The 24239-nt window shown below is 63.0% G+C and carries 26 protein-coding genes; 16 read left to right on the forward strand and 10 right to left on the reverse strand.

Features of this window, described 5'->3' with window-relative positions; all coding sequences use genetic code 11:
• The first annotated feature begins 123 nt into the window (after nucleotides 1-123).
• The 3 genes from rpmE to GWQ29_RS10055 all read left to right on the forward strand — a co-directional run bounded on the left by rpmE (nucleotide 124) and on the right by GWQ29_RS10055 (nucleotide 3366).
• Nucleotides 124-339 carry a 50S ribosomal protein L31 gene (gene rpmE, locus GWQ29_RS10045; RefSeq protein ID WP_005318234.1) on the forward strand — a complete coding sequence of 72 codons (216 nt, stop codon included), beginning with the start codon at nucleotides 124-126 and terminating at the stop codon, nucleotides 337-339.
• Between the two features lie 169 nt (nucleotides 340-508).
• Nucleotides 509-1942 (forward strand): DUF2867 domain-containing protein, encoded by a 1434-nt coding sequence (locus tag GWQ29_RS10050; RefSeq protein WP_275919335.1) that lies wholly within the window; start codon nucleotides 509-511, stop codon nucleotides 1940-1942.
• 179 nt (nucleotides 1943-2121) lie between these two features.
• A complete protein-coding gene (locus GWQ29_RS10055; protein ID WP_275919336.1) occupies nucleotides 2122-3366 on the forward strand; it encodes a malic enzyme-like NAD(P)-binding protein in 1245 nt (414 codons plus the stop codon).
• Nucleotides 3367-3445: 79 nt separating this feature from the next.
• On the opposite strand, the gene GWQ29_RS10060 is transcribed toward GWQ29_RS10055, so the two are convergent.
• From GWQ29_RS10060 to trmA, 4 genes are all read right to left on the reverse strand, one after another.
• A complete protein-coding gene (locus GWQ29_RS10060) occupies nucleotides 3446-3628 on the reverse strand; it encodes a hypothetical protein (protein WP_021138483.1) in 183 nt (60 codons plus the stop codon).
• A 54-nt stretch (nucleotides 3629-3682) separates the two neighbouring features.
• A complete protein-coding gene (rstB, locus tag GWQ29_RS10065; protein WP_275919337.1) occupies nucleotides 3683-5008 on the reverse strand; it encodes a two-component system sensor histidine kinase RstB in 1326 nt (441 codons plus the stop codon).
• 85 nt (nucleotides 5009-5093) lie between these two features.
• Nucleotides 5094-5801 (reverse strand): two-component system response regulator RstA, encoded by a 708-nt coding sequence (rstA, locus tag GWQ29_RS10070; protein ID WP_275919338.1) that lies wholly within the window; start codon nucleotides 5799-5801, stop codon nucleotides 5094-5096.
• Between the two features lie 136 nt (nucleotides 5802-5937).
• Entirely contained in the window at nucleotides 5938-7071 is a 1134-nt protein-coding gene (trmA, locus tag GWQ29_RS10075; protein ID WP_021138480.1) for a tRNA (uridine(54)-C5)-methyltransferase TrmA, read from the reverse strand.
• A gap of 172 nt (nucleotides 7072-7243) precedes the next feature.
• On the opposite strand from trmA, the gene GWQ29_RS10080 reads away from it, so the two are divergent.
• From GWQ29_RS10080 to GWQ29_RS10110, 7 genes are all read left to right on the forward strand, one after another.
• Complete coding sequence (locus tag GWQ29_RS10080) at nucleotides 7244-8386, forward strand: DUF5610 domain-containing protein (RefSeq protein ID WP_059111892.1); 1143 nt, start codon at nucleotides 7244-7246, stop codon at nucleotides 8384-8386.
• 90 nt (nucleotides 8387-8476) lie between these two features.
• On the forward strand, nucleotides 8477-9016 hold the full coding sequence (locus tag GWQ29_RS10085) for an ATP--cob(I)alamin adenosyltransferase (protein WP_265432084.1): 540 nt from the start codon (nucleotides 8477-8479) through the stop codon (nucleotides 9014-9016).
• A 99-nt stretch (nucleotides 9017-9115) separates the two neighbouring features.
• Nucleotides 9116-10798: an HAD-IIIC family phosphatase gene (locus GWQ29_RS10090; protein WP_275919339.1), complete on the forward strand. Its 1683-nt coding sequence runs from the start codon at nucleotides 9116-9118 to the stop codon at nucleotides 10796-10798.
• A complete protein-coding gene (locus tag GWQ29_RS10095; RefSeq protein WP_096118969.1) occupies nucleotides 10791-11021 on the forward strand; it encodes an acyl carrier protein in 231 nt (76 codons plus the stop codon). The genes GWQ29_RS10090 and GWQ29_RS10095 overlap by 8 nt, the downstream gene beginning before the upstream one ends.
• Nucleotides 11018-11782 carry an AAC(3) family N-acetyltransferase gene (locus GWQ29_RS10100; RefSeq protein ID WP_275919340.1) on the forward strand — a complete coding sequence of 255 codons (765 nt, stop codon included), beginning with the start codon at nucleotides 11018-11020 and terminating at the stop codon, nucleotides 11780-11782. Before GWQ29_RS10095 ends, GWQ29_RS10100 begins: the two co-directional genes overlap by 4 nt.
• Nucleotides 11772-12173, forward strand: coding sequence for a VOC family protein (locus GWQ29_RS10105; protein WP_275919341.1), 402 nt, complete (start codon nucleotides 11772-11774; stop codon nucleotides 12171-12173). The genes GWQ29_RS10100 and GWQ29_RS10105 overlap by 11 nt, the downstream gene beginning before the upstream one ends.
• Entirely contained in the window at nucleotides 12170-13531 is a 1362-nt protein-coding gene (locus tag GWQ29_RS10110) for a DUF4910 domain-containing protein (protein ID WP_275919342.1), read from the forward strand. The genes GWQ29_RS10105 and GWQ29_RS10110 overlap by 4 nt, the downstream gene beginning before the upstream one ends.
• Here the strand turns inward: GWQ29_RS10110 and GWQ29_RS10115 are convergent.
• From GWQ29_RS10115 to pseF, 6 genes are read right to left on the reverse strand one after another with little or no spacing between them, the layout of a single operon-like run.
• Nucleotides 13513-14259, reverse strand: coding sequence for a crotonobetainyl-CoA--carnitine CoA-transferase (locus GWQ29_RS10115; RefSeq protein WP_275919343.1), 747 nt, complete (start codon nucleotides 14257-14259; stop codon nucleotides 13513-13515). The genes GWQ29_RS10110 and GWQ29_RS10115 overlap by 19 nt on opposite strands.
• Nucleotides 14256-14519: a hypothetical protein gene (locus GWQ29_RS10120; RefSeq protein WP_275919344.1), complete on the reverse strand. Its 264-nt coding sequence runs from the start codon at nucleotides 14517-14519 to the stop codon at nucleotides 14256-14258. Before GWQ29_RS10120 ends, GWQ29_RS10115 begins: the two co-directional genes overlap by 4 nt.
• The gene (locus GWQ29_RS10125) at nucleotides 14516-15811 is read right to left on the reverse strand and encodes a 6-hydroxymethylpterin diphosphokinase MptE-like protein (RefSeq protein ID WP_275919345.1); all 1296 of its coding nucleotides are present in this window, start codon (nucleotides 15809-15811) and stop codon (nucleotides 14516-14518) included. Before GWQ29_RS10125 ends, GWQ29_RS10120 begins: the two co-directional genes overlap by 4 nt.
• On the reverse strand, nucleotides 15804-16850 hold the full coding sequence (gene pseI / locus GWQ29_RS10130; RefSeq protein ID WP_275919346.1) for a pseudaminic acid synthase: 1047 nt from the start codon (nucleotides 16848-16850) through the stop codon (nucleotides 15804-15806). Before pseI ends, GWQ29_RS10125 begins: the two co-directional genes overlap by 8 nt.
• Complete coding sequence (pseG, locus tag GWQ29_RS10135) at nucleotides 16826-18109, reverse strand: UDP-2,4-diacetamido-2,4,6-trideoxy-beta-L-altropyranose hydrolase (protein ID WP_275919347.1); 1284 nt, start codon at nucleotides 18107-18109, stop codon at nucleotides 16826-16828. Before pseG ends, pseI begins: the two co-directional genes overlap by 25 nt.
• Nucleotides 18099-18794: a pseudaminic acid cytidylyltransferase gene (gene pseF / locus GWQ29_RS10140; RefSeq protein WP_275919348.1), complete on the reverse strand. Its 696-nt coding sequence runs from the start codon at nucleotides 18792-18794 to the stop codon at nucleotides 18099-18101. Before pseF ends, pseG begins: the two co-directional genes overlap by 11 nt.
• Before the next feature lie 165 nt (nucleotides 18795-18959).
• Here pseF and GWQ29_RS10145 point away from each other — a divergent pair, with 165 nt between their 5' ends.
• The 6 genes from GWQ29_RS10145 to GWQ29_RS10170 are packed head-to-tail and all read left to right on the forward strand — an operon-like array spanning nucleotide 18960 to nucleotide 24087.
• Nucleotides 18960-19496 carry a GNAT family N-acetyltransferase gene (locus GWQ29_RS10145; RefSeq protein ID WP_275919349.1) on the forward strand — a complete coding sequence of 179 codons (537 nt, stop codon included), beginning with the start codon at nucleotides 18960-18962 and terminating at the stop codon, nucleotides 19494-19496.
• Nucleotides 19493-19726, forward strand: a complete 234-nt coding sequence (locus tag GWQ29_RS10150; protein WP_005318271.1) for a hypothetical protein — start codon at nucleotides 19493-19495, stop codon at nucleotides 19724-19726. Before GWQ29_RS10145 ends, GWQ29_RS10150 begins: the two co-directional genes overlap by 4 nt.
• Nucleotides 19726-20475, forward strand: a complete 750-nt coding sequence (locus GWQ29_RS10155; RefSeq protein ID WP_275919350.1) for an SDR family NAD(P)-dependent oxidoreductase — start codon at nucleotides 19726-19728, stop codon at nucleotides 20473-20475. Before GWQ29_RS10150 ends, GWQ29_RS10155 begins: the two co-directional genes overlap by 1 nt.
• Entirely contained in the window at nucleotides 20475-21845 is a 1371-nt protein-coding gene (locus tag GWQ29_RS10160; RefSeq protein ID WP_275919351.1) for an AMP-binding protein, read from the forward strand. The genes GWQ29_RS10155 and GWQ29_RS10160 overlap by 1 nt, the downstream gene beginning before the upstream one ends.
• Nucleotides 21845-22903 carry an acyl-protein synthetase gene (locus GWQ29_RS10165; RefSeq protein WP_275919352.1) on the forward strand — a complete coding sequence of 353 codons (1059 nt, stop codon included), beginning with the start codon at nucleotides 21845-21847 and terminating at the stop codon, nucleotides 22901-22903. The genes GWQ29_RS10160 and GWQ29_RS10165 overlap by 1 nt, the downstream gene beginning before the upstream one ends.
• On the forward strand, nucleotides 22882-24087 hold the full coding sequence (locus GWQ29_RS10170) for an acyl-CoA reductase (RefSeq protein ID WP_275919353.1): 1206 nt from the start codon (nucleotides 22882-22884) through the stop codon (nucleotides 24085-24087). The genes GWQ29_RS10165 and GWQ29_RS10170 overlap by 22 nt, the downstream gene beginning before the upstream one ends.
• Nucleotides 24088-24239: the final 152 nt, after the last annotated feature.

The raw sequence follows: 24239 nt of genomic DNA on the forward strand, positions 1-24239 counted from the left end.
AAGCCACTTGCCTGATCTCAGGCATTTCCTATATTATTCGCAGCCTTTGAAACTGTGTTCAACAATCGTGTGGTGTCCGACAGAAGATCGGATAGCGACACGGCCTGATAATTGAGGTTGTCCATGAAAGCTGGTATCCATCCCGAGTACGTAGCCATCACCGCCAAGTGCTCTTGCGGTAACGTCATCAACACTTTCTCTACCATGGGTAAAGATCTGAACCTGGACGTGTGCTCCGCATGCCACCCGTTCTATACCGGCAAGCAGAAAGAAGTTTCTAGCGGCGGCCGTGTAGACAAGTTCAACAAGCGTTTCGGTGGCTTGACTGCCAAGAAGTAATCTTACTTCTGAAGAATTCTGAAAAAGGCGCCCATCGGGCGCCTTTTTCATTGGTCGACGTTTTGTATTGAACCGGTTTGCCCTATGGTGTTGGCTCAATCAAGGGAGATGCATGTCTGTCGATGACAGCACCTGCATGGTGAGCATGAACAATACGGGAGGAGTGCCAATGCGAAATTGTCTGGTGATGGGGGCCGCGGGTTATATCGGTTCCTATCTGGTCCCTCACCTGCAAGGGCTGGGTTATCGGGTGATCGCTGGCGCTCGTCGCCCCTGCCGCCTGCCGCAGGGCGTGGAGTTTCGCTTTGCCGACAGCCTCAAGCCCATCACACTGCTGCCTGCGCTGGCGAATATAGACACCGTCTTCTATCTGGTCCACGCCATGGGGGCTGGCGCCGATTTTCACCGGCTGGAGCAGCAGGGAGTGAAGAACTTTGCCGCTGCCGCCCGCGCCGCCGGGGTGCGCCGCATCATCTATCTGGGTGCCATTCAGCCCGAGCAGTGCAACAGTCGCCATCTCAACTCCCGCCGCTATTGTGGTGAACTGTTTCGTGACTCGGGTGTGCCGACGGTGGAGCTGCGCTCCGGCATCATCATAGGGCCGGGCTCGGCTGCCTTCGAGGTGATGCGGGATCTGGTGTTCAACCTGCCCATGATGGTGACTCCCAAGTGGGTGCGCTCTCGCACGCCCCCAATCGCCCTCTCCAATCTGTTGCACTATCTGGGCGGGCTGGTGGAAGTTGAGGGAGTCGATGGCCAGGTGCTCAATGCCGTTGGCCCCGAGCTGCTCAGCTACCAGCAGCAGTTGCAGAAGTTTGCCGCCCATATCGGCAAGCGCTGCCCCATTATTCCCATCCCCTTCCTGAGCCCCAAGCTTTCCGCTTGGTGGCTGCAATTCGTCACGTCTGTGCCGCAGCCGGTGGCCAAGGCGCTGGTGGGTGGCCTCAAGCACGATATCCCTGCCGATGATGGCCCGCTGCGGGCCTTGCTGCCCCAGACACTGCTCAGTTTTGACGATGCGCTGGCGGAGAGTCTGGCGCTTGAGCAGAAGCTCGGGGCCGAGCAGCAGGGGGAGGAGACGCCGCTGGGCTTGCGCTGGCGCCATCCCGAGTACGGCTTCTATGACCGCACCGCCAGCGGGGAGGCCATCTGTCTCGCCTCGCCAGAGGTGGTGTGGCAGGTGTTGCAGCAGTTGGGGGGGGAGCAGCGCTACTTCTACATGAACGAGCTGTGGGTGGTGCGCGAGTGGATGGATCACCTGATCGGCGGCCCGGCCCGTACCCGTGGTCGCACCAACCCGGATCGCTTCGTGAAGGGGGACATGCTGGACTCCTGGCAGATCCTGGGGGTGGACGAAGGGCGCAGGCTGGATCTGCTGTTCAACATGAAGGCGCCCGGGGTGGGGCGACTGGCGTTCAATATCCTGCCGGAGGAGTCGGGCCTGACCCGGATCAGGGTCACCGCCCACTGGCATCCCCAGGGGGCCTGGGGGCTGGCCTACTGGCTTGCCATGCTGCCGTTTCATCTCTTCATCTTTCAGGGGATGACGGAGGCCATCGCCAGACAGGCAGAAGCCAAAGCAGGCATCCCTGTGATGGGGTGAAACCATATCTATAACTAAATGGGTATTCATGGTTAGCATGACATGCTAATTACTGAATTATCATTGGCCGCCTGCAATACTTTCCTCTGTGAAAGGCTGGCGGTTTTCTTTATGATCCCCAGCCCTCGCCTGTCGCGAGCCAATGCACCACATCATTCACTTCCGTATCGGGGTCCCCCATGTCCGATCTGCGTCAACAAGCACTCGATTACCACGCTCAGCCCGTGCCGGGCAAAATTGCCATCGCCCTCACCAAGCCCGCCGAGACAGCCCACGATCTGGCGCTGGCCTACAGCCCGGGTGTGGCCGAGCCGGTGCGCGAGATCGCCGCCAATCCCGATGATGCCTACCGCTACACCGGCAAGGGCAACCTGGTGGCCGTCATCTCCAACGGTACCGCCATACTGGGGCTGGGCAACCTGGGCCCGCTGGCTTCCAAGCCGGTGATGGAGGGCAAGGCCCTGCTGTTCAAGCGCTTCGCCGGCATAGATGCCATCGACATAGAGGTGAAGCACGAGACCAGCCAGCAGTTCATCGACACTGTGGCGGCCATCGCCGACACCTTCGGTGGCATCAATCTGGAAGACATCAAGGCGCCGGAGTGCTTCGAGATCGAAGAGGCGCTGATCGCGCGCTGCGACATTCCCGTGTTCCATGATGACCAGCATGGCACCGCCATCGTCACCGCCGCCGGTCTGCTCAATGCGCTGGAAGTGCAGGGCAAGCGCATCGAACAGAGTCGCATCGTCTGCATGGGGGCGGGGGCTGCGGCCACTGCCTGCATGGATCTGCTGATCAAGTGCGGCGCCGCGCCACACAACATCTTCATGCTCGACCGCCAGGGAGTGATCCACACGGGTCGTACCGATCTCAATCAGTACAAGCAGCGCTTTGCCAACGATACGCCGCTGCGCACCCTGATGGATGTGATTGAAGGGGCGGATGTGTTTGTCGGTGTGTCCGGTCCGGATGTGCTGCCCGCCGAAGCGGTGGCCCTGATGGCCCCCAATCCGGTCATCTTTGCCTGCTCCAACCCGGATCCCGAGATCAAGCCGTCCCTGGCCCACTCGGTGCGTGATGACCTCATCATGGGTACGGGCCGCTCCGATTATCCGAACCAGATCAACAATGTGCTCTGCTTCCCCTTCATCTTCCGCGGCGCGCTGGACGCCCGCGCCAGCCGCATCAACGATGCCATGAAGATAGCCGCGGTCGAGGCGATCCGCGGTCTGGTGAAGGAGCCCGTACCGGCCGAGGTGCTGACCGCCGCAGGGGTGAGCGCGCTTTCCTTCGGCAAGGACTACGTCATTCCCAAGCCGATGGATGCCCGTCTGCTGCCACGGGTGGCCCGTGCCGTGGCGCTGGCGGCGGTCGCCTCAGGCGTGGCGCGCGTCGCTCTGCCGGCAGACTACATGCTGGAATAAGTCTGCGGCGCCATGCCGATCACGACAGAAGGGGCCCCATCATGGGGCCCCTTTTTGTTACGGGAAGCTTGATGCGTCGTTATTTGGTCTTGGGAGCGACCTTGACGGCCGGTGCCTTGGCATGAGTGGCCTTGTGGTGCTTTTTCACCACCTTGGTCTGGGTCGCCTGAGGGGCGGCTGCCTTGGTGGGGGTGGCTGCCATGGTGAAGCCTGAGGTCAGGGCGAAGACAGCGGCCAGGCTCAGGGGGATCAGCTTGTTCATATTCCAGTTCCTCATTCGGGTTGATGACATGGAGCCTTTCTCCATGACTTCATCCTAGGGCTGTTCCGCTGGCGGTTCAGTGAGTGGCTGGTGACGGTTTGTATCCAAATGTACAGGCAGCCTGAGGCAGAAGCGGGCGCCGACTGCACTGGGCAGCAACTGCACCTCACCACAGTGGTGGCGGGCTATGCTGCGCACTATGGCTAGGCCGAGACCGGCGCCGCCGGTACGGCGATCCCGACTTTGATCCAGCCGCATGAAGGGCTCGAAGATCTGGGGCGCCAGCGCCGGATCTATGCCGGGGCCGTCGTCGGTCACCTCCAGCAGATAGTGATCCTGCTGCTGGCTCATGGCGAGGGTCACCCGGCTGGTGGCGTGGCGCAGGGCGTTGCCGATGAGGTTCTCCAGCGCCCGATCCAGCAGGCGGGGATCGCCGCGCCAGGGCAGGGGATGGGTGGGACACACCAAGTCGAGTCGTTTTTCTGGCCGCAGCGCCTGCCAGTCCGGTAGGCGGATGCCGGCCCAGCTGGCCAGCTCCAGCTCGCCGCATTGCAACGGCAGCTCGGGACGATCCAGCCTGGCGTAGGTGAGCATCTCCTCGATGAGGGCGTCCAGTGCCCCCAGATCGCGCTCCAGCCCCTGTTGTTCCGCTGCCGATGGTTGCGGGTCCAGCATGGCGAGCCGGTAGCGCAGCCTGACCAGCGGGGTGCGCAGCTCGTGGGCGATGGCATCGGTCAGCTGTTTGCGACTGGCCAGCATGGCTTGCAGCTGCTCCGTCATCTGATCGAAGGTGCGTCCCACCCGGTCCAGGCTGCTGCCGGGCGGCAGGCCGGTGCGGCTGGAGAGATCCCCGTCACCAACCCGGCGGGCGGTTTGTTCGAGACGTTGCAGGCCACGCCAGTGCGGGCGCAGCCAGAGCAGGATCGGCAGACCGAGGGAGAGACCTATGGCCAGCAGCAGCCCCACATCGACCCAGTGCAGCTCGTGCAGATAGGAGAGATAGGGCACTGGGCCGACGATCAGCACCTGATCGGTGCCCGGGATGCGCTGCAGGAAGGTGTCATCCCCCTCGACGATGACTATGTTGCCCGCCTCGAGAAAGGCCTGATCCTCCTTGGCCAGCGGCTGGTTGGCGAGGGCGCCGATCTGCAGCGGCAGGGTGAGCTGGCGACTCTGCTCCGCCATGCGCACGGGCCAGCGCTCTGGCGGCAATCTCGCCAGTTCGCCGGTGAGCAGGCCGAGGGAGCCTTGCATCATCCGCTCCAGATAGCGGTCGCCCGCCCGCTCGGCGCTGACCTGATAGACGATGCCGACCAGCAGTATGGCCAGGGTGAAACAGCCGATCAGCAGCAGGTAGAACTGGATAAACAGGCGGCGCATGGGATCCCTCATCTTTCCTGAATTGCGTCGTTGCCCCTCATCCTCCGCAGGGGAGAAGGGAGCATCAACATCATTCGGTGGCTGCTTATTCCCAGGCGTGGGGCACCAGCAGATAGCCTTTCTGGCGCACCGTCTTGATGCGGGTCGGGTTGCTGCTGTCATCCCCCAGCTTGCGGCGCAGGCGGGAGATGGCCACATCCATGCTGCGATCCTGGCCGTCGTAGTCGCGGCCACGCAGGCTGCGAAACAGCGCCTCCCGTCCCAGGATCTGGCCCGCATGGCAGGCCAGCTCCCACAAGAGGTCGAAGTCGGCGGTGGAGAGGGGGATGCTGTCGCCATCGAGCCGAACGTCCCGACCCGGCCCGTCGATCCGCAAGCGGCCGAACTGCAGGCGCTGGGGCGGCGTATTGGCCACTGCTGCTTGCGGTGCCTGTCCCTGCTGGCGGAACTGGACCCGCAGCCGGGCCAGCAGCACAGGGGGCGGCGTTGTCTTGAGGATGTAGTCGTTGGCACCCAGCTCCAGACTCAGGATCTGGTTCATGTCGCTGTCGAGGGAGGTGAGCATGACGATGGGGCCCTTGAAGCGTGGCCGCAGATCCCGGCACAGGGAGAGACCATCCTGCCCAGGCAGCATGATGTCGAGCAGCACCAGGTCTGGTTGCTCGGCTTCGATTCTGGCAAGTGCCATGTCGCCTCTGGGCTCCAGCAGCACGTCGATGTCGTGGCGGGCAAGCCAGCTGCTGATGAGCTGGCCTATTTCGGGATCATCTTCAACAAAAAGAATGCGTTGCATTGTGGCGTGACACCCTGGCAGTGGCGCGGATGCGCGCCTGCCAGCATAACGGCTCCCCGCGTGGCATGCACCGGGATAACTAATCAAACAGGGCCCTTGGGCCCTGTTGTCATGCCGGTCGTGGAGACCTGCCGAATCAGCCTGTCTTGCGCTTCAGGTAGACCCCGGCTTCCATGTGATGGGTCCAGGGGAACTGGTCAAACAGGGCGAAGCGGGCGACTTCGTGGGTCTCGCCCAGCACCGCCATGTTGGCCTGCAGTGTCTCAGGGTTGCAGGAGATGTAGAGGATGTTGTCGTACTCCTGCACCAGTTTGACAGTGGCATCGTCGAGACCGGCGCGGGGCGGATCGACGAAGATGGTGTTGCACTGGTAACTTTTGAGATCGACTCCCTTGAGGCGGTTGAACTCCCGCTCGCCGCGCATCGCCATGGTGAACTCTTCGGCCGACATGCGCAGTATGATCAGGTTGTCGACGCCGTTGGCGGCGATGTTGAACTGGGCGGAGTCGACGCTCGGCTTGGCAATCTCGGTAGCCAGCACCTTGCGGAAATTCTGGGCCAGCGCGATGGAGAAGTTGCCGTTGCCGCAGTAGAGCTCCAGCAAGTCCCCTTCGCTCCCCCTGGTCACATCCAGCGCCCAGCCCAGCATCTGCTCATTGATGGCCGCGTTGGGCTGGGTGAAGCTGTTCTCCACCTGCTTGTAGGTGAGCTGGCGGCCGGCCACGTTGAGCTGCTCGATGACGAAGTCATCGCCCAGACATATCTTCTGCTTGTGGGCGCGGCCAATCAGCCGCAGGTCGAACCCCTGAGCCCGCAGATCGGCTTGCAGCGTCTCGGCGGCTTGCTGCCATTCGGCTTCGAGTTTGCGATGGTAGAGCAGGCTCACGATGATCTGGCCGGATTGGGTCGAGAGGTAATCGATCTGGAACAGCTTGCGACGCAGCACAAAGTGCGGGCGCAGCCCTGCCAGCAGCACCGGCATCAGCTGGTTGATCAGAAGGCTGGCGGTGGGGAAGTGATCGACCCGGATGATCTCCTTGGTGGCCTGGGCATACATGCAATGGAAGAGGTCATCCCCTTCGTGCCAGATGCGAAATTCGGCGCGCATCCGGTAATGCTCGGCGGGTGAGGTATGCACCTCCAGCGCGGGAGGATTGAAGCCGGCAAACAGCTGGGTGAGTCGCTCGCGCTTTTCGTCGAGCTGGGCCTGATAGTCGGCGGGGGTCCGCAGGGCCTGGGAGTCGGCGCCAGCTTGCTGGATTTGGGTCATGATATACCTCACATGCACACCGGCAGAGCCGGGTCGAAATCGGGGGGAAGGCAGCAGGCCACCCAAAGGGGCCCGATTTTAAAAGCCAGCCGCAGATTGTCCAGTATTTTGTGGTCAAGAAGTGTTCAGTCAGGCCGATACCTGATCTACAGGCATGGTGGGAGGACACATTATGCAAATCGACGGCGTGGGCTCAGCCCAACCCAAGGGAGTGGGCGTTTCGCCCAAGGCACCCCAACAGGCACAAGAGAAGCAGGCCAGCAGCGGGGAAGAAGTCTCCTTGCACCAACCGCCCAAGTGGGCGCAGGTACTGGTACAGCAGGCGTTGCAGTTTGCGCTGGAGATCAACGGTCAGCGCTATCAGGCGCCCAAGGCAAAAGAGCCGGAGGTGGTCACCCCCGAGACCCTGTTCGACTTCCAGTCGGTGGCAGACAATGTGTTGCAGTTCATCACAGGCCGGCTTGGCGCCGCCCGTGCGGACGGCAAGTCCGATGATGACCTGACCGAAATGATGGAACAGGCCCGCAAGGGCGTGGACATGGGATTTGGTGCCGCCAGGGAGCAGCTGGGTGACTGGGCCACCGAGAACGAAGACATCAAGACCGGCATCGATCAGAGCTACAAGCTGATCCAGGACGGGCTTGAGGAGTTCGAAAAAGAGTTCTTTGGCAAGGTCTCCACCACCGAGATGGGAGCGGCCGAGATGGCCAGCCGTCAGCAGGGATACCTGGAGATCCAGACCAAGGATGGGGACAAGGTGGTACTGCGTTTCAACGACAGCTGGCAGGTCAAATCCGAGAACAGCGAGAGCGGCAGTCAGTTCAGCCTCAAGTCGAGCCAGAGCTTCAGTTTCTCGCTGGAGGGGGATCTCAGCAGCGACGAGATGGATTCCATCGGCAAGCTGATCAAGGGAATCGACGATCTGGCGGGAAACTTCTTCTCCGGCAATTTCGAGGACCTGTTGAAGAAGGCGGGCGAGCTGAAGCTGGATGACAGCCAGCTGGCCTCCTACTCCCTCAAGCTCAAGCAGAGCGTCAAGCTGAGCCAGACCTACCAGGGGGCCAGCTCCCTGCAGGATCTCCTCAAGCCGCTGGCGGATTACCTGCCCAAGCTGAATCAGGTACAGCAACAGGCGGATACCCTGCTGCCGGAATCGCAACAACAGGCACTGACCCCTGCGGTGCTGGCGGCCCGTGGCCAGACCGAACCGGCTCAGGTGAACAGCTTTACCAGCTTCAACCAGCGGATGCTGGAGGCGCTGCGAATGATAGGCCAGTTCCAGCCTGCGACCGAGCCCGCCAGCAAGAGCGTCTGAGCCGCCATCGCCAGGTTCAAGCCATAAGCTGCCGTTTGCCAGCTCCTCCGGGGGCTGGCAAACTGGCTCTTTTCCCAATCCGGTCAGCCCATGAACCCGAATCCCAAGAAGCCCAGAGACAAGCGCGAGCTCTGCTACCCCTTCATCTTCGAAACCCAGTTCCAGTGTGATTACGAGATAGCCACCGACGAGCTTTGCTGTCAGGTGGGGGCCGTGCTTGCCCAGCTGCCTTCGGAAGAGAAGACCCGCGAGATGGTGGCCGACCTGGGGGCCCTGCAGCGACTCATCTACAACCTCAACGGTTCGGTACGGGGCAAGCTCGGTATTTTTGAAGAGGATCTGGCGTGGTTGAAAACGCGGTATGACCACTACAACGAGGCGAGCCGCGGTCGGGTCACGGGTTTTGTCTTGCCTCGTGGCCCGCAGCCCATCCCCACCCTGCACCTGTGCCGCTGCGGCAGCAAGAAGGTGGTTCGCCTGCTGGTGCGCCTCGAAGAGAGCGGCGTCCGCTTCGATCCCATCCTCTATCGCTTCGCCAACCTGCTGGCCAACTTCTTCTTCGTGCTGACCGTCTTCCTCAAGCAGTTGTGGCAAGTGGAAGAAGTGCCCTACGTCAGTATCAATTACTGACCAAGTGGCTGAAAAGGCTTTTATTTTTCTGGAAGATAAAAGACGATCCAGCCATGCCATTGCAATCTGGATGGCGCCGATAGCGGAGCGGGGGAAGTCATGACGACGATTCATCTCAGTGGCAGTTCGTTTTTGATGCCGGGCAATCTGGCCTGGCGGTCGTTGGCTGCCCATGGCGAGGTGCAGGTCGCGCCCCATGGGCAGTGGCTGCAAACCCTGATGAATCCATCTGAAGCGGTTGCCCCCCAGACTCACATCATCATCTGGCTGTGGGAAGATCTGGTGCCGGCACAGACGCTGGTAGCGTGGAGCGGTTTGGCACAAGAGGCGCAACAGCTGGCTGTGGCCGCCTTCGTCGCATCACTCTGTCAGCCCCTGCAACAGCGTTTGCAGCGTCGGCCGCAGGATCATCTGCTGGTCGGGGTCTGCAGTCGTTCCCCTGTCTCCGTATTTGGCGCGGCGCCCTCAGCGCTTGCCTGTCTGGCCCGTGAATGTGAGCGTCAGCTTGTCCATTTGCGGCAGCAGCATCTCGGCCTGGATGACCTGCATTTGCCACTCTGGTTGCAACAGCAGGGTCGCCACCACTGTTTCGACAGCCGCAATCACTATCTGATGTCCTGCCCCTTCTCCATGGCCGGGTTGGCCAGTCTGGCGCAGTGGATTGCCCCCTTGCTGCAGCGGCTGCACAGGCCAGCTCACAAGGTGCTGGTGCTCGATTGCGACAATACCCTCTGGGGTGGCGTGGTCGGCGAAGATGGCGTGGGTGGCGTCCTGCTGGGGCAGGATGGGGTGGGGCGCCTCTATCAAGCCTTCCAGCAGGCGGCCATTTACTGGCATGGGCAGGGCGTCATATTGGCGCTCTGCTCCAAGAATCTGGCCGACGATGTGTGGCGGCTGTTCGATCAGCACCAGGGCATGGTGCTTGAGCGCCAGCACATAGCCGCGGCCGAGATTGGCTGGGAGCCCAAGTCCGCCGGCCTGCGGCGCCTGGCCGCGCGGCTCAATGTGGGGCTGGACAGTCTGGTGTTCTGGGATGACAGCGAGCTGGAGCGTGCCGAGGTGCGTGCCAATTGCCCCGAGGTCACCGTCATCACGCCCCCCGCCGAGATCTGGGGTTGGCCCGATGCGCTGATGACGCTCGCCGAGCTGCAAAGCCGCCACCAGAGCCGGGATGACGGCTTGCGCCAATGCTCCTATCAGGCACAGGCAGAGGCGAATGCAGAGCGCCAGCAACTGGGCGACGAACAGGCATTCTTGCAACAGTTGGGGCTGCGGGCGAGCTGGCAGCCGCTCTCCCAAAGCAACCAGCTGCGGGCCGAGCAGCTGAGCCAGAAGACCAACCAGTTCAATCTCTCTGCCCGGCGTTATAAGGCGGGTGAACTGGCACAGCTTGCCAGTACGCAGGGCGAGGTCTGGCTGGCCTCGTTGCAGGACAAGTTTGCCGATCACGGCATGACGGCCCTGCTGGTGCTACGCCCCCTCAATGAGGAGGCCGTGCTGCTCGATACCCTGGCCATCAGCTGTCGGGTGCTGGGGCGAGGCTTCGAACACTGGCTGCTGGCGCAAGTGGCTGCCCGACTGATGGCAAAAGGCGTTGACCAACTGGTGATAAGCATGGTGCCCACGGATCGCAACCAGCCGGCGCGGGATTTTCTGGCGACCCTGCCGACCCGGCCGATAACCACTCCAGCGGGATTGACGCCGCTGGCGGACGAGATGTTCCTCTGCCTGGATCTCCCCTCTCTTTCTCTCCCGTTTCTGGAGTTTTATGCCAATGAATGACCTCATCGCGCTGGTTCGCCAGCAATTTCCCCAGGCCAGCATCAACGAGCAGGCCGCCCTTGGCCTCGGCAGCTTTCCTGAGTGGGACTCTCTGGGACACTTCAATCTGCTGCTGCTCATCGAGCAGCACTTTGCCGTGCGGTTCGAACCGCAGGAGCTGGCCGAGCTGAAGAGCCTGGCCGATATCAGACAGGCTCTGCAGCGCAAAGGGGTTGCCGAGTGAAGCAGGCCATCGAACAGGCGCTGAGCGAACTGGGGATCCCCAAGGGGAGCGCCCTCATGGTGCACTCGGATGCCATGGTCGTGGCCCAGTTTCTTGGTATGGGCAATGCCCAGGGGATAGCCACCTTTTGGACCTGCCTAGAACAGTGGCTGGCGGGGGATCTGCTGGTGCCGGCCTTCACCTACAGCCCAATGGCGGGTGAGTGCTTCGACCCGGCCCTCACTCCGAGCAAGGTGGGGCTGATGACGGAGGTGTTCAGGCAGCGTGACGGGGTGGTCCGCACACTGGATCCCATCTTCAGTTTTGCCATCAGTGGCCCCCATGGGGCCGAGCTGGTGGCCCGTGAGTGTCACGACTGCTTCGGTCAGGAGAGCCCGTTTGGCTGGCTGGCGGAGCAGGATGGCTGGTTGCTGGGATTGGGCTGTCACCCGGACAGGATCACCTTTACCCACTATGTGGAACAACGGCTGGCCGTGCCCTATCGCTACCACAAATTATTCGAGGGGCAGGTGTGTGTCGCCGGCGCTTTGCGCGACTGGCAGGCCGACTACTATGTGCGGGATCTGGCGCTGGCCAGCGAAATCGACCTCTCCCGGCTGGTGGCCCTGTTGCAGGAGAGGGGCGCCTGGCATCAGACCCTGTGCCAGCGGGTACCCGTCTGGGCCGTGTCCTGTCGCGATTTCATCCTGGCCGCCAGTGAACTGGTGGCGATGGCGCCATATGCCCTGATCCGTGCAGGAGGGGAATCCCATGCAGTTTGACCATATAGGTCTGGTGGTGCCGGATCTCGCCAGCGGTGAGGCCTATTGCCGGGAGGTGCTGGGGCTGACTCGCTTCTCGGTGGCGGTGGAAGATCCGTTGCAGAAGGTATGGGTGCAGTTCGTGCACGATGAGGACGGACTTTGCTATGAGCTGGTGGCGCCGGCGACAGAGGATAGTCCTGTGACCCAGGTGCTCAAGACCCGGCGCAACGTCATCAATCATCTTGCCTATCGGGTGCCCTGCCTCGCTGAGAGTGCCGCCAGACTGCGGGATCTGCGTCACCTTCCCCTTGGTCCCAGCCAGCCGGCCATCGCCTTTGGCGGTGCCCACGTCCAGTTTTTCCTGAGCCCCCTTGGCCATATAGTCGAATTGATCGAGGAGCCCGCATGACCTCTCCGCACAATACTGGCTACCTCCCTGTGGACTGGGATGATCAGGCTCAGCTGGGCGAGCAGCTGCATCGCCTGCTGACCCTGTTGTTCCCCCTCAACCGCAGTCTGACCGGTGATGGCGTGCGCCAGACTCTGGCCCTGATCCGCCAGCACTACCTCCCTGATCTGCAGATCAGGGAGGTGGCCAGTGGCACCCAATGTTTCGACTGGACAGTGCCCGATGAGTGGAACGTACAGCAGGCCTACATAGTGGGGCCGGACGGTCACAAGGTGGTGGATTTCAAGGATCACAATCTGCATCTGGTGGGCTACTCGGAGCCGGTGCGCTGCACCCTCTCCCTGGCCGAACTGCAGCCCCATCTGCACTCCTTGCCCGACATGCCGGATGCTATTCCCTATGTCACCTCCTACTACAAGCGTCGTTGGGGCTTCTGCCTGCCGCACAAGGTGCGCGAGGCGCTGCCGGAGGGGGATTATGAGGTGGTGATCGACGCCAGCCTGGCGCCGGGCTCGCTGACGTATGGCGAGTGGGTGCTGCCGGGAGAGAGCGAGCAGGAGATACTGCTGTCCAGCTACACCTGTCACCCCTCCATGGCCAACAACGAGCTGTCAGGCCCCTGCGTCGGTGTCTTCCTGATGGCCTGGCTCGCCTCCTTGCCAAAGCGCCGTTACAGCTATCGATTGATGCTGGTGCCCGAAACCCTGGGGGCCATCGTCTACCTCTCCCGCCATCTGGACCACCTCAAGCAGCACACCCTGGCCGGCTTCAACCTGACCTGCCTGGGAGATGAGCGCAGCTACTCCTTCCTGCCCTCACGCCAGGGCAACACGCTGGCCGATCGCATCGGCCGTCATGTGCTGGGCCACCTGGCGCCGGGTTACAAGGCTTACAGCTTCCTGGAGCGAGGCTCCAACGAGCGCCAGCTGTGCGCCCCCGGCATCGACCTGCCGGTCACTACCCTGATGCGCAGCAAATATGGCTGCTATGCCGAATACCACACCTCGCTCGATGATCTCTCGCTGGTGACCCCTGCCGGTCTGGCGGGAGGTTTCCTGGCACTGCGACGGGCCATCGAGTGTCTGGAGCTGGATGAGCGTTGCGAGGTGACCGTGCTGGGAGAGCCCCAGCTCGGCAAGCGGGGTCTCTATCCGGATCTGTCGACTCGCTATTCCGGTTGGCAGGTGAGGGAGATGATGAATCTGCTGGCCTACAGCGATGGCCAGCTGACCCTGTTCGAGATCGCCGAGACCATCAAGGTGCCTTTCTGGCGGGTGGTACCACTGGCCAGCATGCTGCTGGAAGCAGGGCTGCTGCGTCGCCTCAGCCTGCGGCCGGATTACTCGATCACCAGATAGGCCGGCCCCGGGTTGTGCGGGGTGCGGCGGATGGCGTAGCGATCCAGCCCCAGCACCTCCTTGAGGGCCAGGGTTTCCCCCGGAAAGGCGGGCCAGTTCAGCTCATCGAAGGCCAGTACCGAACCCCTGGTGAGGTGCGGCGTGATGAGCTCGAGGCAGCGGCGGGTCGGTTCGTAGAGATCAAAGTCAAAATAGGCCAGCGCTATCATGGTTTCCGGCTGACGGGCCAGATAGGCGGGCAGCGTCTCGGTCACATCCCCCTTTACCAGCTCGTGCTTGACGATATGGCCCAGCGGACTTTCTGCTTCATGGGCGGCGAGCAGCTGCGCCAGATGTTGCTCATAGTCGGGTGTGACGCCATAGGCGCCCGGCTGGATGGCCGCATCCGATCCATCCTGCGGTGCGTGGGAGGGGAAGCCGCTGAAGGTATCGAATCCCACCAGCTTGCGATTGTAGTTGTAGGGCTCATACATGCCGCGAAACGAGGAGAAGAGTGCCAGGTTCTGACCCCAGCGGGTACCGAAATCCATGATGACGCCGTGTACCGGAATGATCTTCTGGTAGAGCTCATGCATGAACAGAATGCGGGAGAGCGACTGGCGCTTGAGGTAGAGGCCCAGATTGTTTTGCAGCTCGGCCGGGGGCAGCGGGCTGGCGCGCAATAGCTCGCTGAACGTCTGGCGACGAGACAGCTCCTCGTCGGAGGCATTGGAAATAGCCTTGATCATGAAACATCTCCTGCTGTGGTGGGGGCGGAAGGGGCTGTCAGGGTATGCACCAGCTCATATTCGAGGTAATCAGCCAGCCCGAGCCAGTCTTGCCGCTCCTGGCTGCGGAGCAGGGCGGCTATCAGCTCGGGGGGCAGGCTGCCCCGTGCGGTGAGGGCCTCTTGCAGCAAACCGGGCAGAGTCTGGCTCGCGGCAAGCGACTGCCCCAGTCTGAACTGGTGTGCCAGCGCCCTGATGCGGGTTGTCAGACTATCACTCATGATAGGTACTCCGGGTGGTAGCTGCAGCCCGCTATCTCGGCCCCTTCCCGGCTGCTGTTCCAGAAATGCACCTCGGGATGGCGCGCTATGTATCGTTCAAGTTCGGTGCGATAGGCGGAGAAGTTCGGGTTGGTCTTGACCCGGCGACCGTGCCCGTCGAGGGTCCAGCTGAGTGCCTGGCTGGCAGTGGGGCCGAGTGCGCCATCCGCCCATCCGGAGTGGGTTAGCTCGCCGGGGAAGGCAAAATCCGTTCCCAGCAGAGTGACCTGCTGGCAGCCCATCTGCACGGCAAGGTCGACGGCGGGATGGATCACGCTGCCGCCCGAGTGCAGGGTTCCCTTTGGGATCTCCTGCCTCAGCGTCTGGTACATGGGACTGCGGGAATAGGCTGCCTTGCGCGGCCCCTGCCAGGCCAGCAGGGCGGCCGTCGGCACAGTGGGGTAGTAGACCAGGGTAGTCTGGGCCGATTGGTCGGCGGGCAACCGGCTGCCGTGGATGGCATCATCTATGGTGACCACTATGTCTGGCCGGATGCCGTGGCGCAGCAGAAAGGCCAGCGCAGTATCGACGCTGATCAGCAGATAGTCCTGACGCCGTGTCTGCAACTGGGCCTGCAAGGTGGCCAGATTGGTTTGCAGGGTCGGGCCGCTGGCGACGATCAGGGCATGTTTGCCTCGTGCCAGCCCGAACAGGCTGGCCACGTCGCCATCGCTTGTCAGCAGCTCGCGGTTTTCGGCCAGCCGGCGGGTGACAGCCGGATGCTCGGCATCGAATCTGGCGCTGGCAAACGGCAGGTCTATCTCGCTCACCAGCCGGTCCCGGATACGGGCTGCGGCGTCTTCCACCAGCTGCAACTCGGGCGGCAGGGCGAAGAAGGGCAGACGGATCTCGCTCTCGTCCCCCGCCATCATCAGTTCGATCCTGGGGTCCGCCAGCCAGTCCTGCTGGTCCAGCAGCCGCAGTACCAGCGCAAACAGGGCGCCATTCATGATCTTCACTTCCAGCCGCTTGAGGCCGGTGCGGCCCAGCAGGGCGCGCGGCAGATCGCCGAGCCCGGTACCGTAGAGGTGCAGCACGGCCACCTCGGGCAGGCTGGCAGCCTGCAGCTCGGCCTCTTTCACCCTGTCATGACGACTGGTGAGCTGGATGCCGTCGATGCTGAGGGTCGAGCCCAGTCCTTCGGTCAGCTCGGCCTGGATGCTCTCCACATCCTGCGCCAGCAGACGGGGCCAGAGGGCTGGCCAGCGCTGGCTGATAAGCCTGCCGTGCTGGGCGAACACTTCATCACTCATCTTTGTCTATCCACTCCCAGCTCAGCGGCTGATTGGCTGTCATGTCGCGGCTGACCCGCTTGCCGATGAGTCGATCGTAATCGGCGGGAGGCAGGCCGAGGGCGGGGCGCACCGACTTGATGTGGGCGGCGGTGAGCGCCTCTCCGGCCGCAATATCTTTGACCAGATAGAGGGAGCGGCGAAAGGCGCGGTTGCCTTGCTCGCTCTGGGTGAGCTGGTAGTCGGCCACTCCGAGCGCAGCATGGGCGGTGTTGACCGAGGCAATGAGCTCGGTGAGTTCGGCAGGCTCCATTGAGAAGGCGCAATCCGGTCCGCCGTCGGCACGGGCCAGGGTGAAGTGCTTCTCGATGAGGGTCGCCCCGAGCGCGGTGGCGGCGATGGCGGTGGCCGAACCCAGAGTGTGATCGGAGAGCCCCACCTCGACGCCAAAGCGCTGGCGCAGCATGGGGATGGTGCGCAGGTTGTATTCGGCCGCGGGCGCCGGATAGCCACTGACGCAGTGCAGCAGCGCCAGCTGGCCGCTGCCATGCTTGAGCACCATCTCGACGGCGGCGGCGATCTCGGCCTCGTTGGCCATGCCGGTGGACATGATGAGCGGCTTGCCGGTCTGGGCGGCGTAGCGGATCAGGGGCAGGTCCACCAGCTCGAAGGAGGCAATCTTGTAGGCCGGGCAGTCGAGGGATTCCAGCAGATCCACGGCGCTGAAATCGAACGGACTGCTGAACACCGTCAGCCCCAGCTCGCGCCCCTTGGCAAACAGGGCCTGATGCCATTCCCACGGCGTGTGCGCCCACTCATAGAGGTCATACAGGCTGTGACCATCCCACAGGCCGCCGTGGATCTGGAACTCGGGCCGATCGCTTCTGAGGGTGATGGTATCGGGTCTGTAGGTCTGCAGTTTGACCGCACTGGCCCCGGCCGCCTTGGCGGCGGTCATGATGGCCAGCGCGCGTTCCAGGTTGCCGTTATGGTTGGCCGAGAGTTCGGCGATCACATAGGGCGCCTGCGCCGGGCCTATGGATTTAAGGGCGATCTGCATCTGTGGGCTCCTGTGCCAAGTTGCCAGCCTTGCGGCGCCGGCTGCCAGGGGGCAGGGGGCGCTATCTTGGGTGGCTCGGCAAGATAGAGGGGAAATTGGGAGAAAATTGTTTGCAAGCGATGTGCCAGCTCTTGCCATTGCTGTGGCGTGAGTGACGGATGGGCCTGCCATACCAGATGTGGGCCGCACAGGGTCAGGGTAAGCAGAAGTTTGTCATCCTGCTGGAACCGCCACTGCTGGCCGTCAGGTATCAGTTGATAATCGGGTTGGGGCAGCAGCCAGGCGGTGAGGCGATCCAGCCCCAGGCCATCCACCTGTTGCTGGCCGCGCTGGCGATAGTCATCAGCCTGTCGCTCCAGTTGCTGCAAGGCCTGCAGGAGCCGTGCCGGCTCGGCCAGCTCGCCCAGCGTCAGCCGTTCGGCCAGCTGGAAGCGGGCTATCACTTCGTCGTTGAACTGCTGGTTGTCGACTATGGGCACCGCCAGGGTCGGCAAGCCGAGACAGGCCCGCTCCCAAGTCATGCCGCCGGCAGCGCCGATGGCGAAGTCGTGCTGATTCATCAACTGCGCCATCTGATCGCTCTGGCGCAGCAGCACGATCTTGAACTCGGACAGCTCTGCCACCCTCTGCTCCAGCTCGGGCCAGAAGGGGTTGGCGCCGCCTGCCACCAGGGTCCACTGGATGGTTCGCGCCCACGGCAAGCGGGCCAGACTGTTGAGGGTAGTGAGGCAGGCACCGGCCGGGTCGGCGCCGCCGAAGCAGATGAGCCCTCGCTGCCACTGGCTGGTTTGTTGACGTGCCAGTTGGCGACAGGCAGGCCGCAGCAGGGCATAGTCGGTGCCAAGCAATAGTCGGCAATCGGCCGGGATCAGCGGTTGGTAATCGGCGGCTGTGCGCAGTGGTCCCTGATCCAGCAGCAACTGGCAGTGGTGCGGGCGATCGGCCAGATCGTCGATCACCAGCAGCTGGTCACAGTGGACCGCCAGTTCTTGTTCGACCATGTGGTCAATTTGGTAGTGATCGAGTACCAGCCAATCGGGCTGCAAGCCAGGCAGCGGGCCGGCGTCGTCCTGTGTGGTCAGAGAGTGGTGGTGATGGGCATGCAGCAGCGGCAGCAGATGCGCGGGCAAGTCGTGGCAGAGGAAGTGGCACTCGGCCCCCGCCGCCCGTAGCCGATCGGCGATAGCCAGGCAGCGCATCAGGTGGCCCAGCCCGATTTCGGCGCCGGCATCGAGCCGGAAGGCGACGTTAAACGCCATCCTGGCTCCGCACCCGATAGAGCAGTTCGGCCAGGTGCCAGTCTTCCGGCGTATCTATGTCGACCACCCTGTGCCTTGGCAGAATATGGCCGATCCCTTCCCCGCCCACCGGGCTGATCCCCCCCAGCCAGGCTGCGCGGCTGCCCCAGTAGAACTGGCCGGCATCCTGGTAGGCGGGCTCCAGATCCTGAGAGCGTTGCGCCATCTGCTCCGGCCAGAAGGGGCTGACTCTGCCCTGTGCGTCCATGCGCACCGCCCGCTGGATGGGGAAGCCGAATTCGGCCACCGTGTAGACGAAGGGCGCCTGGCTGGCGAGCAGGCGGTCGTGGGCGGCGCTCAGATCGCTGGCCTGAATGAGTGGCACTGTGGCATAGATGCAGCAGTAGTATTCCGCCTGAATGCCGAGATCGTCGAGTTGCCGGATGGCATCGATCACCACTGGGGTGGTGCCGGTATGATCGTCGGCCAGGCTGGCGGGGCGCAGGAAGGGCACCTCGGCGCCGAGTTGGCAGGCCAGGTCGGCGATCTCCTCATCATCGGTGGAGACCACAATTCGGCTGAAGCAGCCTGCTGCCCTGGCCGCTTGAATGGCGTAGGCGAGCATGGGCTGGCCGCAGAAGGGGCGGATATTCTTGCGGGGAATGCGCTTGCTGCCGCCCCGGGCCGGAATGATGGCGATGGCCATGGTGCTCTCTCCCTGAGGGACGGGATCTGGCATCCCCGTCCGGATAATTGCTGACAACTCTTTGATTATTTTTGAGATTATACCGAGTTTTCATCTTATATTATTGAGCTTTGCTACGGAATCGCCCTGCTATGGTCGATAACATGGGCAAGTGATAGGAAGTGGGTGGTATTGAGCATGAGTTATGGTGTCGAGCTGCGCCCGGTTCAGCCGTGGGACTTGCCCACACTGAGGCGCTGGCGCAATCAGGATGAGGTACGGCTGCAGATGGTCGAACAGGCGCTCATCTCCCCCCGCCAGCAGCGGCAGTGGTTTGTCAGCAGCCGTGAGCGGCCGGATCAGCAACACTGGGTGCTCTGGTGTCGGGGTCAGCGGGCAGGCTACGTCAATCTGAAAGGGGAAGTGCACCAGCCATTGCAAGGTCAGCCGGTGGCCGATGCGGGCCTCTATCTGGGCACCTCCAGCGTGCGTCACCCCATGCTGGCCGTTGCCGCCGCCCTGTCCCAGCTCGATCAGGGTTTCGATACCTTCGAGCTCGGCTGCATCCGCACCCTGGTGCGCGCGTGCAACGGCGCCGCCCTGCGCCTGAACGAGCAGCTGGGTTATCGCCAACATGGGCAGGAGGGCGACTTTCTCGCCCTTGAACTGCAACCCGCCGATTATTATGCCGCCCGTGAACGGCTACGGAGATTTTTCAGATGACTACAGCGTTGGAACAGGTTTTTGCCGATGCCCTCGGCATAGACGTCGGCACCGTCAGCGACGGGCTGGCTTACAACAGCATTCCCCAGTGGGACTCCGTCGCCCACATGGGCCTGATCGCCCAGCTGGAGGATTGCTACGGCGTCTTGCTCGATACCGATGACATCATCGACATGAGCTCGGTCGCCAAGGCGCGGGAGATCCTGGCCAAATACGGGGTCGCCCTCTGATGCAGGGGCTGCTGCAGGGCAAGCGGGTACTGATCACGGGTGCCGGGCGCGGGATTGGCCTCGCCATCGCCCGCCAGTTCGCCGCACAAGGTGCCGAGCTCTGGCTGGGGGGCCGCGATGAAGCGGCCATGAGCCAGCTGGCGGCCGCCCTCGGCGCCGAGTTCGGCGTCCCCTGCCAGCCGCTCTGTTTCGACGTGGCCGAGCCGCAGGCGGTCAAGCAGGCCTTTCAGCAGCTGTTTGCCCGGACTCGTCAGCTGGACGTGCTGGTCAACAATGCCGGGATACTGGAAGAGGCCCTGCTTGGCATGGTCAATCAGGCGCAGCTGGAGAAGACCTTCAGTCACAACAGCTTCAGCGTTGTCTATTGCAGCCAGTATGCCGCCCGCCTGATGCAGCGCAGCGGTGGCGGCAGCATCATCAATTTGGCCTCCCTGATGGGACGGGTGGGCGCCGCCGGGCTCAGCAGCTATGCCGGCAGCAAGGCGGCGGTGATCGGCATCACCCAGTCGCTGGCCAAGGAGCTGGCAGCCAGCCAGATCCGGGTCAACGCCATCGCCCCCGGCTTTATCGATACCGAGATGGCGCGTGCCATCCCGGACCAGAAGTTCGCCGAGCGTCTCGCCAGCATCGCCATGGGGCGGATCGGCACGCCGGACGAGGTGGCCAAGGTAGCGCTGTTCCTCGCCTCCGACCTGTCGAGTTACATGACCGGTCAGGTCATAGGCGTGGATGGAGGCATGTTGGTCTGATGAAGCAACTTCATCCTCTACTCGCTCATCTGCATGAGGATAACCCGGCGCCGGCCTGGCGGGATCCGCTGGATGGCTGGCTCTCCTACGGCGAGCTGACGCAACGGGTGACACAAGTGGCGGCGACTTACCCGAGTGAGCGCAGCCTCGTCTATCTGCCCTTCTTCACCCGCACTTCCCATCTGCTGCATTATGTGGCCGCGCTCAGGCTGGGGCATGCGGTGATGCTGGCGGATCCTGCCCTGCCATTGGCCCAGCATGATGCCAGCTGCCAGCAGTTCGCCGCGACCTGCCGGGTAAATGAAGAAGGGGAGTTGATCCGTCTCAGGGATACCAGCCCACTGTTGCACCCCGAGCTGGCGGTGTTGCTGCCTACCTCGGGCAGCACGGGCAGTGCCAAGTGGGTGCGCCTCTCGGGTCGCAATCTGGCGGCCAACGCGGCCTCCATTGCCGACTATCTGGCGCTGACGATGACTGAACGAGCCATCACCAGCCTACCGCTGTTTTACTCCTATGGCCTCTCGGTGCTCAACAGCCATCTGCTGGTGGGGGCCTCTCTGGTACAACACGAGGGGAGCGTGCTGGAGCGCACCTTCTGGCAGCAGGTCGGGCTGCACGGCGTGAGCAGCTTTGCCGGCGTGCCCTTTACCTATCAGATGCTGGCCCGGCTGCGTTTTGACTGGGCCCGTTATCCCTCCCTGCAGACCCTGACCCAGGCGGGGGGGCGACTCGAACCCGCGCTGGCGCAGCAGTTTGCCGAACAGGCCCTGCGGCTGGGGCGCCGTTTCTTCGTCATGTATGGCCAGACAGAGGCGACGGCGCGCATGGCCTGGCTGGCAGCGCACGAGGTGGTCACCCATCCGGATGCCATCGGCCGCGCCATTCCCGGCGGCCACTTCTCCCTGCGCGAGCTGGAGGGGGGCAAGCCCGGGGAGGGTGAGCTGGTCTATCGCGGTGACAATGTCATGCTGGGCTACGCCAGCACGCTCTCGGATCTGGTGCAGGGCGCTCAGCTGCAGGAGCTGGCCACCGGCGATCTGGCTCGCAGTGACGAGGCGGGCCGTTACTACATCTGCGGCCGTCTCAGCCGTTTTCTCAAGTTGTTTGGCAAGCGTGTCAGTCTGGCGGAGGTCGAGAGCCAGCTTCATCGCTGGGGCTGGTCGGGAGCGTGCTGTGGGCGTGATGACTGCCTGCTGGTGGTCGTCGAACCCCATGGCGAACTGACGGCTGACGGCTTGCAGCGCGAGCTGGCGCAGTGGCTGCAGGCACCGCCACGAGCGGTGCGGGTGGTACAGGTGGTACAGCTGCCGCGCACCGTCAACCACAAGATTGACTATGCTGCCCTGGCCAGACTGGCGGAGGAGGCGTGATGGAAAGCTTGCTCGTAGCCCCCATCTTCGACCTGCCCCAGGCCGCCAAACAGGCGCTGTTGCTGGCGCGGCTCAATGCCCTGACCCGTCACCATGTCGAGCACTGCCCCCCTTATGCCAATGTGCTGCATGCTTTCGGCTGGACGGCAGAGGCTGCCGATTATGGCGAGCTGCCCTATCTGGCTGCCCGGCTGTTCAAGCTGGCTCAGTGGCAGAGCGTGCCCGAGGCCGAGGTGTTCAAGGTGCTCACCTCGTCGGGCACCACGGGGGCGCCGTCACGGATAGTGCTGGATCGGGAGACCGCAGCGTTGCAGAGCAAGGTGCTGGTGAAGATACTGCAGGAGTTTGTCGGCAAGCAGCGTCTGCCCATGTTGCTGGTGGAGCAGCCCGCCCTCATCCAGAACCGCAGCGGCTTTTCTGCGCGTGGCGCAGGTGCCCTGGGGCTCTCCTTCCTCGGCCGTGACCACACCTATGCCCTCGACGAGCAGATGCGGCCCAACTGGCCGGTGATAGAGGCGTTTTGCGACAAATACGCCGGTCAGCCTGTGCTGCTGTTCGGCTTTACCTTCATGGTCTGGCAATGCCTGCTGGAGCCCCTGCGCGAGCGCGGACTGCACCTGCCCTTTGAGCAGGGCATTTTGTTTCACAGCGGCGGCTGGAAGAAGCTGCAGCATCTGGCGGTTGACAATCCCGCCTTCAAGGCCCGTTGCCGCGAGCAGCTGGGGCTGGGTCGGGTACACAACTTCTATGGCATGGTGGAGCAGGTGGGATCCATCTTCGTCGAGTGCGAGCAGGGGCATCTGCATGCCCCCGTGTTTGCCGATCTGCAGGTGCGCGATCCGCTCACCCATCAGCCGCTCGGGGTCGGTCAGCCCGGTTTGTTGCAGGTGCTCTCCGCCATTCCCGGCAGTTATCCTGGCCACAGCCTGCTGACCGAGGATCTCGGCGTGCTGCTGGGGGAGGATGACTGCCCCTGTGGCCGCCATGGCCGTTATTTTCAGGTATCAGGGCGCCAGCAAGGCGCCGAGGTGAGGGGATGCAGCGACACCTTCCAGTGACGCCGCCGCAGGCGGTAGAGGGGCTTTGGTTGACGGGGCCCGACGTCAGCTTCGTGGCACCGGCTGCCAGCTGGCAGACCTTCTGCCCGCAGCCGTTACCCTGTTTTGCTCCCGTCATCTGCGACTTCGTGGCGGCCCTGTCGGCACGCCTGCAACAGGAGGGGCGGCGTCATCCTGATCTGGCGGCGTTCGGCTTCTGGCTGCGGCCGCGCCAGCTGGCCAGAGAGCGGCAACGGCTGCAGGGGCGGGGAGCGGTGGGCGTCGCGTTTCACCTGGTGCCCTCCAACGTGCCGACCGTGGCCTTCTACTCCTGGCAGATGGCCCTGCTGATGGGCAATCCCTGCGTGGTGCGGCTGTCGTCGCGCCGCGACCCGGTACAGGATGCCATGCTGGCCATCCTCAATGAACTCTTCAGCCTGAGTGAGTGGCAAGGGATCGCCGCCCGCACTCGCTTTATCCGTTATGACCACGACGAAGGCACCACAGGCTGGTTATCGGCCCGCTGTCGGCTGCGCATCATCTGGGGCGGCGATGAGACCATCCGCCAGGTGCGGGCCATTCCTCTCTCCCCAAGTGCACAGGAAGTGGTATTTCCGGATCGCCGCTCCATGGCGGTGCTCGACAGCCACTGGCTGGCCGGGCTGGATGCTGTGGGCTGGCAACAGACCCTGGGTGCCCTGCAACAGGACTGTACCCGTTTCAATCAGCAGGCCTGTGCCTCGCCGACCACCCTCTGCTGGCTGGGCGAGCCCGACGACGAGTTGCGCCGCCGACTGCTGGAGGCCCTGTTTGCTCCCTTTGCCGACGATCCCGCTCTGGTGATGGAGCGGCTCATCCACAGTCAACAAAATGCCGCCCTGGACGGTGAGATGCAGCTGAGCGCATTCCCGGGTGTCACCTTATTGACTCCGGCCGCCTCCCTGCGGCTCGCACACGTCGGAGGAGGTACAGTCGCCGAGTTTGTGGCCGATAGCCTGAATGAGCTGCTGTTGCAGCCGTGGGATATGCAGACCTGTGTCTGGGTCGGTGCACACAAGGCACAGCTTGAGGATGCCTTGCCGAATGCGCCCGCCTGCCGCATAGACAGGGTGGTGGCGCCGGGACAGGCGCTGGCATTCGAGTGGCACTGGGATGGCATCGACATGCTGCGCGTTTGCAGCCGTGGCCTCGCCCAGCATGAATAATCGGGTGTGGCTCACATAAATCCCGCAGCTTCAATGGATTAGCTTGGTCAGGCATATCTCTTGCAGTAAAACCTGACAGAGAGGGGGGAAGGGTTGACAGGGACCGTGCGGTAGCCTTGCCCATTTTCTCCCATCCGCTTCTTTTCTACTCA

The sequence above is a fragment of the Aeromonas sp. 2HA2 genome (assembly GCF_029237345.1).
Lineage (GTDB): Bacteria > Pseudomonadota > Gammaproteobacteria > Enterobacterales > Aeromonadaceae > Aeromonas > Aeromonas salmonicida.

Excerpts from the sequence above, each read along its gene's own strand:
- rpmE (WP_005318234.1), top strand. The coding sequence starts at position 124 with ATGAAAGCTGGTATCCATCCCGAGTACGTAGCCATCACCGCCAAGTGC.
- GWQ29_RS10050 (WP_275919335.1), top strand. The coding sequence starts at position 509 with ATGCGAAATTGTCTGGTGATGGGGGCCGCGGGTTATATCGGTTCCTAT.
- GWQ29_RS10055 (WP_275919336.1), top strand. The coding sequence starts at position 2,122 with ATGTCCGATCTGCGTCAACAAGCACTCGATTACCACGCTCAGCCCGTG.
- GWQ29_RS10060 (WP_021138483.1), bottom strand. The coding sequence starts at position 3,628 with ATGAACAAGCTGATCCCCCTGAGCCTGGCCGCTGTCTTCGCCCTGACC.
- rstB (WP_275919337.1), bottom strand. The coding sequence starts at position 5,008 with ATGCGCCGCCTGTTTATCCAGTTCTACCTGCTGCTGATCGGCTGTTTC.
- rstA (WP_275919338.1), bottom strand. The coding sequence starts at position 5,801 with ATGCAACGCATTCTTTTTGTTGAAGATGATCCCGAAATAGGCCAGCTC.
- trmA (WP_021138480.1), bottom strand. The coding sequence starts at position 7,071 with ATGACCCAAATCCAGCAAGCTGGCGCCGACTCCCAGGCCCTGCGGACC.
- GWQ29_RS10080 (WP_059111892.1), top strand. The coding sequence starts at position 7,244 with ATGCAAATCGACGGCGTGGGCTCAGCCCAACCCAAGGGAGTGGGCGTT.
- GWQ29_RS10085 (WP_265432084.1), top strand. The coding sequence starts at position 8,477 with ATGAACCCGAATCCCAAGAAGCCCAGAGACAAGCGCGAGCTCTGCTAC.
- GWQ29_RS10090 (WP_275919339.1), top strand. The coding sequence starts at position 9,116 with ATGACGACGATTCATCTCAGTGGCAGTTCGTTTTTGATGCCGGGCAAT.
- GWQ29_RS10095 (WP_096118969.1), top strand. The coding sequence starts at position 10,791 with ATGAATGACCTCATCGCGCTGGTTCGCCAGCAATTTCCCCAGGCCAGC.
- GWQ29_RS10105 (WP_275919341.1), top strand. The coding sequence starts at position 11,772 with ATGCAGTTTGACCATATAGGTCTGGTGGTGCCGGATCTCGCCAGCGGT.
- GWQ29_RS10110 (WP_275919342.1), top strand. The coding sequence starts at position 12,170 with ATGACCTCTCCGCACAATACTGGCTACCTCCCTGTGGACTGGGATGAT.
- GWQ29_RS10115 (WP_275919343.1), bottom strand. The coding sequence starts at position 14,259 with ATGATCAAGGCTATTTCCAATGCCTCCGACGAGGAGCTGTCTCGTCGC.
- GWQ29_RS10120 (WP_275919344.1), bottom strand. The coding sequence starts at position 14,519 with ATGAGTGATAGTCTGACAACCCGCATCAGGGCGCTGGCACACCAGTTC.
- GWQ29_RS10125 (WP_275919345.1), bottom strand. The coding sequence starts at position 15,811 with ATGAGTGATGAAGTGTTCGCCCAGCACGGCAGGCTTATCAGCCAGCGC.
- pseI (WP_275919346.1), bottom strand. The coding sequence starts at position 16,850 with ATGCAGATCGCCCTTAAATCCATAGGCCCGGCGCAGGCGCCCTATGTG.
- pseG (WP_275919347.1), bottom strand. The coding sequence starts at position 18,109 with ATGGCGTTTAACGTCGCCTTCCGGCTCGATGCCGGCGCCGAAATCGGG.
- pseF (WP_275919348.1), bottom strand. The coding sequence starts at position 18,794 with ATGGCCATCGCCATCATTCCGGCCCGGGGCGGCAGCAAGCGCATTCCC.
- GWQ29_RS10150 (WP_005318271.1), top strand. The coding sequence starts at position 19,493 with ATGACTACAGCGTTGGAACAGGTTTTTGCCGATGCCCTCGGCATAGAC.
- GWQ29_RS10155 (WP_275919350.1), top strand. The coding sequence starts at position 19,726 with ATGCAGGGGCTGCTGCAGGGCAAGCGGGTACTGATCACGGGTGCCGGG.
- GWQ29_RS10160 (WP_275919351.1), top strand. The coding sequence starts at position 20,475 with ATGAAGCAACTTCATCCTCTACTCGCTCATCTGCATGAGGATAACCCG.
- GWQ29_RS10165 (WP_275919352.1), top strand. The coding sequence starts at position 21,845 with ATGGAAAGCTTGCTCGTAGCCCCCATCTTCGACCTGCCCCAGGCCGCC.
- GWQ29_RS10170 (WP_275919353.1), top strand. The coding sequence starts at position 22,882 with ATGCAGCGACACCTTCCAGTGACGCCGCCGCAGGCGGTAGAGGGGCTT.